General features: G+C 33.8%; 20 protein-coding genes. 18 read left to right on the top strand and 2 right to left on the bottom strand.

The features are described from left to right. Positions 1 to 7 precede the first annotated feature (7 nt). Complete coding sequence (locus ACZ49Z_RS02085) at positions 8 to 3226, bottom strand: SusC/RagA family TonB-linked outer membrane protein (RefSeq protein ID WP_464306537.1); 3219 nt, start codon at positions 3224 to 3226, stop codon at positions 8 to 10. Positions 3227 to 3322: 96 nt separating this feature from the next. Beyond that, entirely contained in the window at positions 3323 to 4972 is a 1650-nt protein-coding gene (locus ACZ49Z_RS02080; RefSeq protein ID WP_464306536.1) for a BamA/TamA family outer membrane protein, read from the bottom strand. Positions 4973 to 5211: 239 nt separating this feature from the next. On the opposite strand from ACZ49Z_RS02080, the gene rpsL reads away from it, so the two are divergent. The 18 genes from rpsL to rpsN all read left to right on the top strand — a co-directional run bounded on the left by rpsL (position 5212) and on the right by rpsN (position 15102). Beyond that, positions 5212 to 5619: a 30S ribosomal protein S12 gene (rpsL, locus tag ACZ49Z_RS02075; RefSeq protein WP_045968445.1), complete on the top strand. Its 408-nt coding sequence runs from the start codon at positions 5212 to 5214 to the stop codon at positions 5617 to 5619. Positions 5620 to 5642: 23 nt separating this feature from the next. After that, positions 5643 to 6119: a 30S ribosomal protein S7 gene (rpsG, locus tag ACZ49Z_RS02070; protein WP_140996213.1), complete on the top strand. Its 477-nt coding sequence runs from the start codon at positions 5643 to 5645 to the stop codon at positions 6117 to 6119. 17 nt (positions 6120 to 6136) lie between these two features. Beyond that, on the top strand, positions 6137 to 8293 hold the full coding sequence (gene fusA / locus ACZ49Z_RS02065; RefSeq protein WP_464306535.1) for an elongation factor G: 2157 nt from the start codon (positions 6137 to 6139) through the stop codon (positions 8291 to 8293). 11 nt (positions 8294 to 8304) lie between these two features. Continuing rightward, positions 8305 to 8610: a 30S ribosomal protein S10 gene (rpsJ, locus tag ACZ49Z_RS02060; protein WP_045968439.1), complete on the top strand. Its 306-nt coding sequence runs from the start codon at positions 8305 to 8307 to the stop codon at positions 8608 to 8610. A gap of 234 nt (positions 8611 to 8844) precedes the next feature. Further along, complete coding sequence (gene rplC / locus ACZ49Z_RS02055) at positions 8845 to 9462, top strand: 50S ribosomal protein L3 (RefSeq protein ID WP_464306534.1); 618 nt, start codon at positions 8845 to 8847, stop codon at positions 9460 to 9462. Beyond that, positions 9462 to 10091, top strand: a complete 630-nt coding sequence (gene rplD / locus ACZ49Z_RS02050; RefSeq protein WP_464306533.1) for a 50S ribosomal protein L4 — start codon at positions 9462 to 9464, stop codon at positions 10089 to 10091. Before rplC ends, rplD begins: the two co-directional genes overlap by 1 nt. Before the next feature lie 8 nt (positions 10092 to 10099). Beyond that, positions 10100 to 10390 carry a 50S ribosomal protein L23 gene (gene rplW / locus ACZ49Z_RS02045; protein ID WP_464306532.1) on the top strand — a complete coding sequence of 97 codons (291 nt, stop codon included), beginning with the start codon at positions 10100 to 10102 and terminating at the stop codon, positions 10388 to 10390. Positions 10391 to 10395: 5 nt separating this feature from the next. Continuing rightward, positions 10396 to 11220 carry a 50S ribosomal protein L2 gene (gene rplB / locus ACZ49Z_RS02040; RefSeq protein WP_464306531.1) on the top strand — a complete coding sequence of 275 codons (825 nt, stop codon included), beginning with the start codon at positions 10396 to 10398 and terminating at the stop codon, positions 11218 to 11220. Positions 11221 to 11230: 10 nt separating this feature from the next. After that, complete coding sequence (gene rpsS / locus ACZ49Z_RS02035) at positions 11231 to 11509, top strand: 30S ribosomal protein S19 (RefSeq protein ID WP_464306530.1); 279 nt, start codon at positions 11231 to 11233, stop codon at positions 11507 to 11509. A 9-nt stretch (positions 11510 to 11518) separates the two neighbouring features. Continuing rightward, complete coding sequence (rplV, locus tag ACZ49Z_RS02030; protein ID WP_464306529.1) at positions 11519 to 11929, top strand: 50S ribosomal protein L22; 411 nt, start codon at positions 11519 to 11521, stop codon at positions 11927 to 11929. Between the two features lie 8 nt (positions 11930 to 11937). Continuing rightward, a complete protein-coding gene (rpsC, locus tag ACZ49Z_RS02025) occupies positions 11938 to 12660 on the top strand; it encodes a 30S ribosomal protein S3 (RefSeq protein WP_236457044.1) in 723 nt (240 codons plus the stop codon). A gap of 19 nt (positions 12661 to 12679) precedes the next feature. Beyond that, positions 12680 to 13099, top strand: a complete 420-nt coding sequence (rplP, locus tag ACZ49Z_RS02020) for a 50S ribosomal protein L16 (RefSeq protein WP_140962404.1) — start codon at positions 12680 to 12682, stop codon at positions 13097 to 13099. Between the two features lie 12 nt (positions 13100 to 13111). Next, complete coding sequence (rpmC, locus tag ACZ49Z_RS02015) at positions 13112 to 13303, top strand: 50S ribosomal protein L29 (protein WP_464306528.1); 192 nt, start codon at positions 13112 to 13114, stop codon at positions 13301 to 13303. Positions 13304 to 13320: 17 nt separating this feature from the next. After that, a complete protein-coding gene (gene rpsQ / locus ACZ49Z_RS02010) occupies positions 13321 to 13578 on the top strand; it encodes a 30S ribosomal protein S17 (protein ID WP_045968420.1) in 258 nt (85 codons plus the stop codon). 2 nt (positions 13579 to 13580) lie between these two features. Then, complete coding sequence (rplN, locus tag ACZ49Z_RS02005; protein WP_007803649.1) at positions 13581 to 13949, top strand: 50S ribosomal protein L14; 369 nt, start codon at positions 13581 to 13583, stop codon at positions 13947 to 13949. Between the two features lie 11 nt (positions 13950 to 13960). Then, on the top strand, positions 13961 to 14275 hold the full coding sequence (gene rplX, locus ACZ49Z_RS02000) for a 50S ribosomal protein L24 (protein ID WP_464308038.1): 315 nt from the start codon (positions 13961 to 13963) through the stop codon (positions 14273 to 14275). A gap of 2 nt (positions 14276 to 14277) precedes the next feature. Beyond that, positions 14278 to 14829, top strand: a complete 552-nt coding sequence (rplE, locus tag ACZ49Z_RS01995; protein WP_464306527.1) for a 50S ribosomal protein L5 — start codon at positions 14278 to 14280, stop codon at positions 14827 to 14829. A gap of 3 nt (positions 14830 to 14832) precedes the next feature. Then, a complete protein-coding gene (rpsN, locus tag ACZ49Z_RS01990; protein WP_045968415.1) occupies positions 14833 to 15102 on the top strand; it encodes a 30S ribosomal protein S14 in 270 nt (89 codons plus the stop codon). Positions 15103 to 15159: the final 57 nt, after the last annotated feature.

Here is a 15159-nt window from a genome sequence, read left to right as displayed (position 1 = left end):
ATTAGTATTAGAATTCTAGTTTTAAACTCGCTCCAATTTCTCTAACTGATGGATAAGCACCTGATTGATATCCTTGAATATTTCCTGCACTTAGCCCAGCTTCTGGGTCTGCATAAGGAACGTTTTTATGAATAATCCATAAATTTCTACCAATTAAAGATAGAGATAATGACTGTAAAGATAGACTTTGAGCTATTTTTGGAGAAAAATTATATCCAAGTGTTACTTCTCTTAATTTTACAAATGATGCATCATAAACATGTGCAGCTTGAGGCATTGCCCATCCCCATACACCAGATTCTGTAACGTCTGCTACTACTGTATTTGGACTTCCATCTGCTTGTACTCCTTCAAATATTACACCACCTCCAGCAGATATTGGGTCACGTACAGGGTTTCCTAAGTGGTTATTTCCTGCAGTTACATCATATAATCCTGAACCATAACCATAATATGTATCTAAAGAAAATACGTCTCCACCTTTTTGTATGTCAACAAGGAAACTCATGCTTACGTTTTTATATTTTAGGTTGTTTTTAATTCCTCCTGTCCAATCAGGGTTAATGTTTCCTAATATTTTATTACTTGCACTAGTTCTTCTGTAATAACCATTAGCACCCACTATAGGCTGTCCGTTTTCATGGTAAACATAGTCTCTACCTCTAATTACTCCAAATGGTTCTCCAAGTGCAGCTCCAAGTGTAACGCCACCTTGAACTCCAGCTAACTGAATAAACTCGATGTCTTTCGCTAGTTTAGTTATTTCACTTCTGTTTTGTGTGTAATTTACTTTTATTTCCCAAGAGAAGTTTTCATTTTTAATAGGTGTACCATTTACAATAAATTCAATTCCTTTGTTTTCAATGTCTCCTGCATTTTGAAAAATTCTTCCAGTACCTGAACTAGTTGAAACTGTTAAATCTGTTATCAAATCAACTGTTTTTCTGTTGTAATATGAAAAGTCAAAACCAAAACGATTGTTGAATAATTGCATTTCTAATCCAAGCTCAATATCGTTAGTTCTTTCAGGTTTCAAATCAATATTGTTAAAAGTATTTGGGTTTGTAACACTCGGTGATCCTCCAAAACCAGGATTAATTACATAGTTTGTGTATACATTAAGTGCATCAGTATCATTTCCAACTTGTGCATAGTTAGCTCTTACTTTACCAAAAGATATCCAATCTTGTTTAATGAAGTTTGAGAAAACAATACTTGAAGAAATTGATGGGTAATAGTATACGTTGTTATTTGATGGAAGGGCTGATGATCTGTCTCTTCTGAAAGTCGCGTCTAAGTAGTATGTTCCTTTGTATCCTAAGCCCGCTTTTGCAAATACACCATCTACTTTTTTAGTGAAATCAGTTTTAGCGTAATCATCCGTCGTTAAAGGATTTTGTGAATTAGCTAATGTGAACAGGCCAGGTGTTACTAATCCTCCATTAGTACTTGCAAATAAGCCATTAAGTTTATTAACACGTATATTAAATCCTACTAAACCGTTTATGTTTAGGTCGTCGTTTAAGTTGTGGTCAAAATTACCAATCAAATCATAGTTGTATTCAGATACTTTGCGGTTGTTAACCGAGTAGAAGGGTACACCATTTGAACCAACGTCTAATCTTTCTTCTCTTATTTCAGAATAAGTATCAAAAGCAAAACGTCCTAAAATGCTAAACCATTTTGTTACTTCTTGATTTAAACTGATATTCCCCATGAAACGATCTCTAGTGTCGTTTTGGAAATTTTTGTATAGTGTCCAATAAACATTATCTGTATATTTTGGAGCTGTATTTGTTGGGCTAGTAGCGTTCCAAGTTATGTTTTGACCTGTACTGAAAAAAGCGTCTCTTTGTTCTTTTAAATCAACATTAGTTTGCCACCATTGACGGAATGCTTGCATAGGATTTCTTCCGTTGTAACCTGTTCCATTTCTTCCTCTTCCTGTGTTGTTGATGTATGAAAAGTCAACCGAAGCTTTCAATTTATCACTGATGTCCTGAGAGCCGGAAAATGTAATGGTGTTTCTTTTGATTTCGCTATTTGGCATTACACCGTTTTGTATTTTATTAGTGTAGCCCAATCGGAAACTATTAGTATCTGTAGATTTTCCGAATGATACTGAGTTTGTTGAAGTTAATCCAGTTCTCCAAATAGTGTTTGGGTTGTTTTTTGCTGCTACCCAAGGAGTTGCTTGTTGGTAACCTGATAATTGAGGGTAAAGCGAATTCCATTGGTAAACAAGAAGATTCGGGTCAAAAGCTGCTCCGTAAGATGCGTCTTCTCCAAAGGGTACAGATAGGTCGTTTATACCATCTCCATTGATGTCATATTGGTCGTTAAAGTATTGGTCTTCAGTCGCACCGTAATATGGACCATATCCCGCTCCGTAACGATTTTGGTATTTTGGTAAGGTTTCCATATCTACACTACCAGCAACTAATGAGCTATTTACTGTAACCCCTATACCTTTTCCTTTTCTTCCTTTTTTTGTTGTGATAATAATTGCTCCATTTGCAGCTCTAGAGCCGTAAAGAGCTGTTGCAGCCGCACCTTTTAAAACGTTTAATGATTCTATGTCATCTGGATTCAAATCAGATGCTGCATTACCGTAGTCGTATCCACCTCTACCTGTTCTTTGATCAGCTGAGTTACCAGTTCCGTTATTAATTGGTGTACCATCTATAACGATTAATGCTTGATTGTCTCCTCGAATAGAGTTATAACCTCTAATTACTATGTTAGTTGATCCTCCCATTGTGCCTGATGATTGTACATCTAGTCCTGCAACTTCACCAGAAAGTGCATCTGCAAAATTCGTTACAGGTGTGTCAGCAATGTCATCACCTTTAACTTCTTGAGTTGCATAACCTAGAGCCTTTTTCTCTCTTTTAATACCTAAAGCAGTTACTACAACTCCTTCTAACTGAGCTACGTCTTCTTGCATTACAATTTTTAAGTCTGTTGAATTAACAACTACTTCTTGAGTTTTCATGCTGATGTAGCTGAATCTTAACGTAGCACCTTGTTTTACGTTAATTTTGAATTTTCCATCAAAATCGGTTTCTGTACCGTTTGCACTTCCTTTTTCTTGGATAGCAACACTAGGTAGTGGTTGTCCGTTTTGATCTGTAACTGTTCCAGAAACAGTTTTAACCTGAGCAAAAATAAATTGCCCTAATAACACTATTACAAGTGTCAAAAGTCCGTTAAACTTAGATCTCATATTTATAAATTTGAATTAGTTGACCCAAAATTCAAAAAAAAAATATTGTTATCCTAATATTATTTAATATTTTTTTAACATTTAACATAAATATTCTTAAAAGCTTGTCTTAAATTGTATTTGAATGATGGAGTTTGATAGCTTTATTGCTTGATTTTTTGTAGTCCCATTTGCATATATTAGATTGAATGTTCCATTTTTTGTTTGTATTGCAAATCCTAGTCCTAAGCTAACAGTGTTTTTTTTTGTTTTGTTTATGTTGTCTTCAAAATAAGCAAAATCGATTACAGTGTGAAGATAAAGTGATGGGCTTAGGGAGTATTGGTATTCTGTTATTAACGATGTTAGTAGGTTGGCTTGAAGTGAGTTTTCTCTAAAGCCCCTAATAGAGTTGGTTCCACCAAACCTATAAAGTTCGTTGGGGAGATAGGTGTTGCTGTTTAAAATGTAGTTTTGAGTTCTAATTAAAATGTTATTGTAGCTATTTAATGAAATGTTTTGCTTAATGTCTATTTCAGCGAAAAATTGTCTGTTAGTGTTTTCTTTGTCTTTTCTTTTTCCTATTCCTGTTTTTATATTGATTTCTGTGTTTTTCCTGATTGGTTCTTTTGTTTTTTTAGAAATTATATGCTCGTAAGTTAATGTGTAGAATATGTTTTTGTAATTTTTAATTGGATTGTTAAGTGAATTTTGTGTGTTTGTAGAAGTTGTGTTTTGTATTCCTAAGAAGGTTTTTTTGTTTATATTGAAATAATACCCAATTTGAATTTCAGACGATGTGTTTTGAAAAATACTGTCTTGTTTGAATATTTGTAGTTTTGTTCTTATTCCTGAAGAAGTTTTTAATAGATATGGGAACTCTGTTGTGATGTTGAATATGCTTTGTTTGTTGCCGTCATTTTTCCAATATAGTGTTAGTTTTTCTGCACTATTAAATATGTTCTGTAATTGGAGGTCAAAATAACCATTGAGTGATAATTTGTCCTGAGAGTTATTTGAAAAACCAATGTATCCTTCAAATTTGTTTGGTTTTGACTTTTCTAAATAGGCAAATATTTTAGTGCTATCTTTTGTAAATAATACTTCAGGGTATTTTATTTGGTTGGTAAAAGTTAGTTCGTTAAGTTCTTTGTGAAGTATTGCAATGTTTTTTTGATTGAAATCTTGCTTTTTTAAGTTTCTTATAATCGATTTTTTTATGTTTTTTGGGAAATTATCGTGACCTAAAATAATGAGGTCGTCAAAAGTTCTTTTGTTGTTTAAATCTATTTTTAAGTCAGAACTTAAGGTGTTGTTTGTTTTTTTGTAATTAATCAGTCTAAGTTTAACTAATGGGTATCCTTTTTTTTCGAGGTTTTTTATAGTGCTTTTTGTCCATTCTTTAATTTGATTCGTTTTGATTTTTAAAGTGTCTTTTGTTTGGTTTAAAATTGATTTGTTATTGCCTAAATATATATATAGGTAGTTTGTTCTTTTTCCTAAAGAGTAATTGAAATGGAAGGTGGTGTCGTTAATTTTTTCTTGTTTAGTTAGTTTTCGTTCAAGATAGCCAATTTTGGTTGTTAATGTGTCAAATTTATTTATTTCTTCTAGTAGTGTTTTTAGGTTGTTGTGTTTCTTAGTGTAATTTATGCTGTCAATTATTGTTTTTTCTACGGGTGATGAGCTTGTTATCTTTAAAAAGAAATTTTGCCCATTGCAATAAAGAGTGTTTATAAGAATTAATAAAAGAGAGATTTTTTTCATGGTTGTAAAGTAACGTAAAAAAAATGAAAATAAATTTCGAAATGAGTTCTATTCTTTTGGAATTTAGTGAGGTTATGTGTGGTTTGTTTTGTTTTTCTTTTAGCTTTACGGATTGTTTTGTGGTTTAAAATTAGCTGTAAATAAATAAATTAGATTTGTTTTGTAATAAATAATAACTACATTTGCAGCCCCTAAAAGTTTTAGGGAGTTAAATTTATTAGTAATAATTATAAACAATTATGCCAACAATTCAACAATTAGTAAGAACTGGAAGAGCCAAAATAACTAAGAAGAGTAAATCGGCTGCTTTAGATTCTTGTCCTCAAAGAAGAGGGGTTTGTACGCGTGTTTATACCACAACACCAAAGAAACCAAACTCGGCAATGCGTAAAGTTGCCCGTGTTCGTTTAACAAATGGTAATGAGGTGAATGCTTACATTCCTGGAGAAGGACACAATCTGCAAGAGCACTCGATAGTATTAGTTAGAGGTGGAAGAGTAAAAGATTTACCAGGTGTACGTTACCACATCGTTCGTGGTGCATTAGATACTGCTGGAGTAGCGGGTAGAACACAACGTAGATCTAAGTATGGAGCAAAACGTCCAAAACCAGGACAAGCTGCTGCAACAACTGGAAAGAAAAAGTAATTTAAATCTTTTAAAAAAAAGACATGAGAAAAAGACAGGCCAAAAAAAGACCTCTTTTACCAGATCCAAAATTTAACGATCAGTTAGTGACACGTTTTGTGAATAACTTAATGTGGGATGGTAAAAAATCAACAGCTTTTAAAGTGTTTTATGATGCATTAGATATCGTAGAGGCTAAAAAGCAAGATGCAGAGAAAACTGCTTTAGAAATATGGAAAGATGCATTAACAAATGTTATGCCTCATGTAGAAGTTCGCTCAAGAAGAGTGGGTGGAGCTACTTTCCAGATTCCTATGCAAATTCGTCCAGATAGAAAAATTTCTTATTCTATGAAATGGATGATTTTATATGCAAGAAGAAGAAATGAAAAATCAATGGCTAACAAGTTGGCTTCTGAAATTTTAGCTGCTGCTAAGGAAGAAGGTGCTGCTGTTAAGAAAAGAATGGATACTCATAAAATGGCAGAAGCAAATAAAGCTTTCTCTCACTTTAGATTTTAATTCATAAAACAAAAGAAATGGCTAGAGATTTAAAATTTACAAGAAATATAGGAATTGCTGCTCATATTGATGCTGGTAAAACAACAACAACTGAGCGTATTCTTTTTTATACTGGAAAGTCACATAAAATTGGGGAAGTACACGATGGTGCAGCTACAATGGACTGGATGGCTCAAGAACAAGAGAGAGGTATTACGATTACTTCTGCAGCAACAACATGTGAGTGGAATTTTCCAACACAACAAGGGAAATTGTTGCCAGAATCGCAAGCTTACCACTTTAATATTATCGATACTCCTGGTCACGTTGACTTTACTGTAGAGGTAAATAGATCGTTACGTGTATTAGATGGATTGGTGTTTTTATTTAGTGCAGTTGATGGTGTTGAGCCTCAATCAGAAACTAACTGGAGATTAGCAGATCAATATAGAGTTCCTCGTATGGGATTTGTTAATAAGATGGATCGTCAAGGGTCTAACTTTTTAGCAGTATGTCAGCAAGTGAAAGATATGTTGAAATCGAATGCGGTTGCAATTACGTTACCAATTGGAGAAGAAAGTGATTTCAAAGGTGTGGTTGATTTAGTTAAAAATCAGGCTATTGTATGGCATGATGAGACTCAAGGGGCTACTTTTGATATTATTGATATTCCTGCTGATATGGTAGATGATGTAAAAAAATATCGTTCTATTCTTATCGAGGAAATTGCAACATATGATGAAAATCTTCTTGATAAATATATGGAAGATGAAAACTCTATTACAGAAGAAGAAATTAACACTGCATTACGTGCTGCTACAATTGATATGGCTATCATTCCAATGATTGCTGGTTCTTCTTTTAAAAATAAAGGAGTTCAATTCATGTTGGATGCGGTTTGTAAATATTTGCCTTCTCCTTTAGATAAAGAAGGTATTGAAGGAATTCATCCTGATGATGCTGATTTGTTAGAAGAAGATCAAAAGAAAATATTACGTCGTCCTGATCCAAAAGAGCCTTTTGCTGCTCTTGCATTTAAAATCGCTACTGATCCTTATGTAGGGCGTTTAGCTTTCTTCCGTGCTTATTCAGGAAGATTAGATGCTGGTTCGTATATTTTAAATACACGTTCAGGTAATAAAGAGCGTATTTCTCGTATTTATCAAATGCATGCTAATAAGCAAAATCCAATTGAATTTATTGAAGCTGGAGATATTGGTGCTGCTGTTGGGTTTAAGGATATTAAGACTGGAGATACAATGTGTGATGAAAAACACCCAATCATTCTTGAGTCTATGAAATTCCCAGATCCAGTAATTGGTATTGCGATTGAACCTAAAACTAAGGCAGATGTTGATAAAATGGGTATGGCTTTAGCAAAATTAGCTGAGGAAGATCCAACTTTTACTGTTAGAACTGACGAGGCTTCAGGTCAAACTATTATTTCTGGTATGGGTGAGCTTCACTTAGATATTTTAGTGGATCGTATGAAACGTGAGTTTAAAGTGGAAGTTAACCAAGGTGAGCCTCAGGTAGAATATAAAGAAGCATTCACGAAATCTGCTCAGCATAGAGAGGTTTATAAAAAACAATCTGGTGGACGTGGTAAATTTGGAGATATTGTTTTCAGATTAGAACCTGCTGATGATGTTGATGGTAAGCCAGCAATGGGGTTACAATTTATCAACGAAGTTAAAGGAGGTAATGTTCCTAAGGAGTATATACCTGCTGTTGAAAAAGGATTTAGAGAAGCAATGAAAACTGGTCCATTAGCAGGTTATGCTGTGGATAGTTTAAAAGTTACTTTATTGGACGGATCTTTTCACCCTGTGGATTCTGATGCTTTATCTTTCGAATTGGCTGCAAAATTAGGTTATAAGGAAGTGGCTAAAGCTGCTGGTGCTGTAATCTTAGAGCCAATCATGAAAATTGAGGTTATTACTCCAGAGGAAAATATGGGTGATATTGTTGGTGACTTGAATAGAAGAAGAGGTCAGGTTAATAATATGGGGGATAGATCAGGAGCAAAAACTATTAAAGCGGATGTTCCTTTGTCTGAAATGTTTGGGTATGTTACAACTTTGAGAACATTATCTTCAGGTAGGGCGACTTCTACTATGGAATTTTCTCACTATGCTGAAACGCCATCTAATATTTCGGAAGAGGTAATCAAAAAAGCAAAAGGTAACGCTTAATTTTTAAGAAAATGAGTCAAAAAATCAGAATAAAATTAAAATCATACGATCATAATTTAGTAGATAAATCTGCTGAAAAAATCGTAAAGACTGTAAAAAGTACAGGTGCTGTGGTTACTGGGCCTATTCCATTACCTACAAATAAAAAAATCTTTACTGTTTTACGTTCACCACACGTTAATAAGAAGTCTAGAGAACAATTTGAATTAAGTTCTTATAAGAGATTGTTGGATATTTACAGTTCGTCATCAAAGACTATTGATGCTTTGATGAAATTGGAATTACCTAGTGGTGTTGAAGTGGAAATTAAAGTTTAATTTCTGTACTGTATAGCAGTATAAAAAATATAAAAACCGTTTGTAAATTTTACAACGGTTTTTTTAATATCATTCATGTATTGAGTTGTGTGTTTTTTATGTTGAAATTCACGTAATTAATAATATTTGTGATATTGAAAAAATAATTATATATTTGCACCCTCAAAATGAGGAAAGTGCATTTGTGTGTATTTTTTTTAGTAAATAGAGTTTAATTAATTAATTAGTTTTTATATGTCTGGGTTAATCGGAAGAAAAATTGGCATGACTAGCATCTTTGATGAGAACGGGAAGAATATTCCGTGTACTGTTATTGAGGCTGGGCCATGTGTAGTTACCCAAGTCAGAACCGAGGAGGTTGACGGGTATAGTGCTCTTCAGCTTGGTTTCGATGACAAAACGGAAAAGCATACAATTAAAGCAGAAGAAGGTCACTTCAAGAAAGCGGGTACTGTTGCTAAGAAGAAAGTTGTTGAGTTCAAGTATTTTGAAGAAGAACACAAATTGGGAGAAGTTCTAACAGTAGATTTGTTTGCTGAGGGCGAATTTGTTGATGTGCAGGGTGTTTCAAAAGGTAAAGGTTTTCAAGGGGTTGTAAAACGTCACGGTTTTGGTGGTGTTGGACAGGCGACTCATGGTCAGCATAATCGTTTGAGAGCTCCTGGATCAGTTGGAGCTTCGTCTTATCCTTCTAGAGTATTCAAAGGAATGCGTATGGCAGGAAGAATGGGGGGAGAGAATGTTACAGTTCAAAACCTTAAAGTTTTAAAAGTTGTTGCTGATAAAAATCTTTTAGTAGTTAAAGGATGTGTACCAGGGCATAAAAACTCTTATGTAATCATTCAGAAGTAATGGAAGTAAAAGTATTAGATTTCAACGGAAAAGATACTGGGAGAAAAGTTCAACTTTCAGATTCAGTATTCGCAATTGAGCCAAATAAACATGCTATATATCTTGATGTAAAGCAGTATTTAGCAAATCAAAGACAAGGTAATCATAAAGCTAAAGAAAGAGCAGAGGTTGCTGGAAGTACGCGTAAGATTAAGAAACAAAAAGGAACGGGTACTGCTCGTGCAGGTAGTGCTAAAAATCCTTTGTTTAAAGGTGGTGGTACGGTTTTTGGACCAAGACCAAGAAGTTATTCATTCAAATTGAATAAAAATTTAAAACGATTAGCTAGAAAATCTGCATTGTCTTTAAAAGTGAAAGAGTCTAGTTTGATAGTTTTGGAAGATTTTACATTTGAAGCTCCAAATACTAAAAATTTCATTAATGTATTGAAAGCTTTAGGGTTAGATAGTAAAAAATCTTTGTTTGTGTTGGGTGATACGAATAAAAATGTATATTTGTCGTCACGAAATTTAAAAGCTGCAAAAGTTGTAACTTCTTCAGAAGTAAATACTTATTCTGTTTTAAATGCAAATAGTTTGGTAGTTTTAGAGGGTGCTTTAGCAAGTATTGAAGATAATTTAAGTAAATAATAAGGGTTATGAGTATCATTATTAAGCCAATTATAACTGAAAAAATAACTAAAGATGGTGAAGTTTTTAACCGTTTTGGTTTTATAGTAGAAAAAAAAGCTAATAAAATTCAAATCAAAAATGCTGTAGAGGCTGTTTATGGGGTGAATGTAGTTACTGTTAATACTATGAACTATAGAGCGGATAGAAGCGTTAAATACACTAAAAGTGGTTTGATCAGTGGGAAAACAAATGCTTATAAAAAAGCAATTGTTCAAGTTCAAGAAGGAGAAACAATAGATTTCTATAATAATATCTAATAAAAATGTCAGTTAGAAAATTAAAACCTATTACCCCGGGTCAGCGTTTTAGAGTTGTTAATAGCTTTGACACTATAACAACTGATAAGCCGGAGCGTTCATTGATCGCACCGAAAAATAACTCTGGAGGTAGAAATAGTCAAGGAAAAATGACCATGCGTTATATTGGTGGTGGTCATAAACAAAAGTATCGTATAATTGATTTTAAAAGAACAAAAGTTGGAGTTCCAGCTGTTGTTAAGACAATTGAATATGATCCAAATCGTTCAGCTTTTATTTCATTATTAGCATACGCTGATGGAGCAAAAACTTACGTAATTGCTCAAAATGGTTTGCAAGTTGGACAAACTGTAGTTTCTGGTGCAGATGCATCTCCAGAAATTGGAAATGCCTTACCTTTAAGTAAAATTCCTCTAGGTACAGTAATTTCTTGTATCGAATTAAGACCAGGTCAAGGAGCTGTTATTGCTCGTTCTGCTGGTACTTTTGCTCAGTTAATGGCAAGAGATGGTAAATATGCAACTATAAAAATGCCATCTGGAGAAACAAGATTGATTTTGTTAACTTGTACTGCTACAATTGGAGCAGTATCAAACTCTGATCATCAATTAGTAGTGTCAGGTAAAGCTGGTAGATCTAGATGGTTAGGTAGAAGACCAAGAACTAGACCGGTAGCAATGAATCCAGTTGATCACCCAATGGGTGGTGGAGAAGGACGCTCTTCTGGAGGTCACCCACGCTCAAGAAAAGGATTGCCAGCTAAAGGTTATAGAACTCGTTCTAAAGTTAATCCGAGTAATAAGTATATTGTAGAACGTAGAAAGAAATAATTAGATAGACATGGCACGTTCATTAAAAAAAGGACCTTATGTTCACTATAAATTAGAGAAAAAAGTTCAAGAAAATATTGAGAAAGATTCTAAAGCTGTTATCAAAACTTGGTCAAGAGCTTCAATGATAACTCCAGATTTTGTTGGGCAAACTATTGCTGTGCATAACGGACGTCAATTTGTACCTGTTTACGTTACTGAAAACATGGTAGGTCATAAATTAGGAGAATTTTCACCAACAAGATCTTTTAGAGGTCACGCAGGTGCAAAAAATAAAGGTAAAAAATAATAAGAAGCTATGGGAGTTCGTAAAAGAGAAAGAGCAGAGCAGATTAAAGAAGCTAAAGCACAAGTTGCATTTGCTAAATTAAATAACTGCCCTACTTCACCTAGAAAAATGCGCATTGTAGCAGATTTAGTTAGAGGTCAGAAAGTAGAATTAGCTCTTAATATATTAAGATTTAACAGTAAAGAAGCTTCAAGAAAATTAGAGAAATTATTGTTATCTGCGATAAATAATTATCAACAGAAAAATACAGAAACTAGTTTAGAAGAAGCAGGCTTATTTGTAAAAGAGATCAGAGTAGATGGTGGTGCGATGTTAAAGAGACTTCGTCCAGCTCCACAAGGTCGTGCACATAGAATTAGAAAACGTTCTAACCACGTAACTATCGTGTTAGGATCAAACAATAACACACAAAGCAATTAATAAACAGTATGGGACAAAAGACAAATCCAATAGGAAATAGACTTGGTATCATCAGAGGATGGGACTCAAACTGGTATGGAGGAAATGATTATGGTGATAAAATCGCTGAAGATTTTAAAATCAGAAAATACATTCATGCGCGTTTATCTAAAGCTAGTGTATCTAAAGTAATTATTGAAAGAACTTTGAAACTTGTAACCGTTACTATCACTACTGCTAGACCTGGTATTATTATTGGGAAAGGTGGACAAGAGGTAGACAAGTTGAAAGAAGAACTTAAAAAAATTACTGACAAAGAAATTCAAATCAATATCTTTGAAATTAAAAGACCTGAGTTGGATGCTTATTTAGTGGCTAATAGTATAGCTCGTCAAATTGAAAGTAGGATTTCATATAGAAGAGCAATTAAAATGGCTATCGCTGCTGCAATGAGAATGAATGCTGAAGGTATTAAAGTTTTAATTTCTGGCCGTTTGAATGGTGCAGAAATGGCACGTTCAGAAGGTTTTAAAGATGGTAGAATCCCTTTGTCAACTTTCAGAGCTGATATTGATTATGCATTAGCTGAAGCTCATACTACTTACGGTAGAATGGGAATCAAAGTATGGATAATGAAAGGTGAGGTTTACGGAAAAAGAGATCTTTCTCCGTTAGTAGGTATGGATAAACAAAAATCCAAATCTTCAGGATCGTCTGGAAAAGGTAAACCAAACAGAAGCAAAAGAAAGTAATTTTTTAAATTAAAGAAAAATGTTACAGCCTAAAAGAACAAAATACCGTAAGGTACAGAAAGGTAGAATGAAAGGGGTTTCTCAAAGAGGTCATGAACTTTCTAATGGAATGTTCGGGATTAAATCTTTGGAATCTACTTTTATTACTTCTCGTCAAATAGAAGCGGCTCGTATTGCTGCTACTCGTTTCATGAAAAGGGAAGGTCAGTTATGGATTAAAATATTTCCAGATAAGCCTATCACAAAGAAACCATTAGAAGTACGTATGGGTAAAGGTAAAGGTGCAGTTGAGTATTGGGCTGCAGTTGTGAAACCTGGAAGAATCATGTTTGAAGTTGGTGGAGTTCCTCTATCTGTTGCAAAAGAAGCTTTACGTCTTGCAGCACAAAAACTTCCAGTAAAAACTAAGTTTGTCGTTGCTAGAGATTTCGAAGCATAATCAAGATATATTATGAAACAATTAGAAATAAAAAATCTATCTGCAGCTGAGTTACAAGAGAAACTTAGTGAGTTAAAGAGAACGTATGCTGAATTAAAAACAGCTCATACTATTTCTCCTATTGAAAATCCTCTTCAAATAAGAACTATTAGAAGAGCTGTTGCTAGAGTTGCAACAGAGATAACTAAAAGAGAGTTACAATAATTGTATTCTGCTGAAAGATGGAAAAAAGAAATTTAAGAAAAGAAAGAGTTGGTGTTGTTACTAGCAATAAAATGGAGAAATCTATTGTTGTGTCTGAAACAAGAAGAGTAAAACACCCTTTATATGGTAAGTTCGTGTTAAAGACTAAAAAATATGTTGCACACGACGAAACAAATGACTGTAACATTGGTGATACAGTAAAGATCATGGAAACAAGGCCTTTATCTAAATCGAAATGTTGGAGATTAGTTGAAATCATTGAAAGAGCGAAATAATTATGGTACAACAAGAATCAAGATTAAAAGTAGCAGATAACACAGGAGCAAAAGAAGTTTTGACTATCCGTGTTTTAGGAGGAACGAAACGTCGTTATGCCTCTGTAGGAGATAAAATTGTAGTTTCTATTAAAGATGCAACACCAAACGGAAACGTTAAGAAAGGTGCTGTTTCAACTGCAGTTGTTGTACGTACTAAAAAAGAAGTGAGAAGAGCTGATGGATCTTATATCCGTTTCGACGATAACGCATGTGTATTGTTAAACGCTGCAGGTGAAATGAGAGGTACTCGTGTTTTTGGTCCGGTTGCCAGAGAACTTCGTGAAAAGCAATTCATGAAAATTGTATCATTAGCACCAGAGGTGCTTTAATTCTAAAAATGATGACAAAGCTAAAAATTAAATCAGGAGACGTTGTAAAAGTAATTGCTGGTGATCATAAAGGATCTGAAGGTACTGTTTTACGTGTTATCCGTGACAAGAATAAAGCGATAGTTGAAGGTGTAAACATGGTTTCGAAACATACTAAACCAAGTGCTAAAAACCCTCAAGGAGGTATCGTTAAGAAAGAAGCTCCAATTCATATATCTAATCTATCATTAATTGATCCAAAATCGAAATCAATTACTAAGGTAGGTTATAAAATTGAAGGAGATAAGAAAGTAAGGATTTCAAAAAAATCTAATCAAGTATTATAGTAATGGCTTATATACCTAGATTAAAAGAAGAATATAAGAGTAGAGTAATCTCTGCTCTTACAGAAGAGTTCGGTTACAAAAATGTTATGCAAGTTCCTAAACTTGAAAAAATTGTTGTAAGCCGCGGTGTTGGTGCAGCTGTGTCAGACAAAAAATTGGTTGATTATGCTGTAGAAGAAATAACAAAAATTACTGGACAAAAAGCAGTTTCTACTATTTCTAAAAAGGATGTTGCATCTTTTAAATTAAGAAAAGGAATGCCAATTGGAGCTAAAGTAACTTTAAGAGGAGAAAGAATGTATGAATTCTTAGATAGATTAATTACTTCTTCTTTACCGCGTGTTAGAGATTTCAGCGGAATTAAGTCTACAGGTTTTGATGGTAGAGGTAATTATAACTTAGGAGTATTGGAGCAAATTATTTTTCCAGAAATTGATATTGATAAAATAAATAAAATTTCAGGTTTCGATATTACCTTTGTTACTTCTGCGAATACAGATAAGGAAGCAAAATCATTATTGACAGAATTAGGTTTACCTTTTAAAAAGAATTAAGAAATGGCTAAAGAATCGATGAAAGCCCGTGAGGCAAAAAGAGAAGCGTTAGTGACTAAATATGCTGAAAAAAGAAAAGCTTTGAAAGAAGCTGGTGATTATGAAGCATTACAGAAATTACCAAAAAATGCATCTCCTGTACGTTTACATAATCGTTGTAAATTAACGGGAAGACCTAGAGGTTATATGCGTCAATTTGGTATTTCACGTGTTACTTTTCGTGAAATGGCTAATCAAGGCTTAATTCCAGGTGTTAAAAAGGCAAGCTGGTAAAAAATAATTTTAATTGGTTTCAGGTTCGCTAGAATATTTCTAGCGAAAACCAAAACC

The organism is Flavobacterium sp. KY-23415, assembly GCF_055384985.1.
This window is presented reverse-complemented; position numbering and strand designations above follow the sequence as displayed.

Excerpts from the sequence above, each read along its gene's own strand:
- ACZ49Z_RS02085 (WP_464306537.1), bottom strand. The coding sequence starts at position 3,226 with ATGAGATCTAAGTTTAACGGACTTTTGACACTTGTAATAGTGTTATTA.
- ACZ49Z_RS02080 (WP_464306536.1), bottom strand. The coding sequence starts at position 4,972 with ATGAAAAAAATCTCTCTTTTATTAATTCTTATAAACACTCTTTATTGC.
- rpsL (WP_045968445.1), top strand. The coding sequence starts at position 5,212 with ATGCCAACAATTCAACAATTAGTAAGAACTGGAAGAGCCAAAATAACT.
- rpsG (WP_140996213.1), top strand. The coding sequence starts at position 5,643 with ATGAGAAAAAGACAGGCCAAAAAAAGACCTCTTTTACCAGATCCAAAA.
- fusA (WP_464306535.1), top strand. The coding sequence starts at position 6,137 with ATGGCTAGAGATTTAAAATTTACAAGAAATATAGGAATTGCTGCTCAT.
- rpsJ (WP_045968439.1), top strand. The coding sequence starts at position 8,305 with ATGAGTCAAAAAATCAGAATAAAATTAAAATCATACGATCATAATTTA.
- rplC (WP_464306534.1), top strand. The coding sequence starts at position 8,845 with ATGTCTGGGTTAATCGGAAGAAAAATTGGCATGACTAGCATCTTTGAT.
- rplD (WP_464306533.1), top strand. The coding sequence starts at position 9,462 with ATGGAAGTAAAAGTATTAGATTTCAACGGAAAAGATACTGGGAGAAAA.
- rplW (WP_464306532.1), top strand. The coding sequence starts at position 10,100 with ATGAGTATCATTATTAAGCCAATTATAACTGAAAAAATAACTAAAGAT.
- rplB (WP_464306531.1), top strand. The coding sequence starts at position 10,396 with ATGTCAGTTAGAAAATTAAAACCTATTACCCCGGGTCAGCGTTTTAGA.
- rpsS (WP_464306530.1), top strand. The coding sequence starts at position 11,231 with ATGGCACGTTCATTAAAAAAAGGACCTTATGTTCACTATAAATTAGAG.
- rplV (WP_464306529.1), top strand. The coding sequence starts at position 11,519 with ATGGGAGTTCGTAAAAGAGAAAGAGCAGAGCAGATTAAAGAAGCTAAA.
- rpsC (WP_236457044.1), top strand. The coding sequence starts at position 11,938 with ATGGGACAAAAGACAAATCCAATAGGAAATAGACTTGGTATCATCAGA.
- rplP (WP_140962404.1), top strand. The coding sequence starts at position 12,680 with ATGTTACAGCCTAAAAGAACAAAATACCGTAAGGTACAGAAAGGTAGA.
- rpmC (WP_464306528.1), top strand. The coding sequence starts at position 13,112 with ATGAAACAATTAGAAATAAAAAATCTATCTGCAGCTGAGTTACAAGAG.
- rpsQ (WP_045968420.1), top strand. The coding sequence starts at position 13,321 with ATGGAAAAAAGAAATTTAAGAAAAGAAAGAGTTGGTGTTGTTACTAGC.
- rplN (WP_007803649.1), top strand. The coding sequence starts at position 13,581 with ATGGTACAACAAGAATCAAGATTAAAAGTAGCAGATAACACAGGAGCA.
- rplX (WP_464308038.1), top strand. The coding sequence starts at position 13,961 with ATGACAAAGCTAAAAATTAAATCAGGAGACGTTGTAAAAGTAATTGCT.
- rplE (WP_464306527.1), top strand. The coding sequence starts at position 14,278 with ATGGCTTATATACCTAGATTAAAAGAAGAATATAAGAGTAGAGTAATC.
- rpsN (WP_045968415.1), top strand. The coding sequence starts at position 14,833 with ATGGCTAAAGAATCGATGAAAGCCCGTGAGGCAAAAAGAGAAGCGTTA.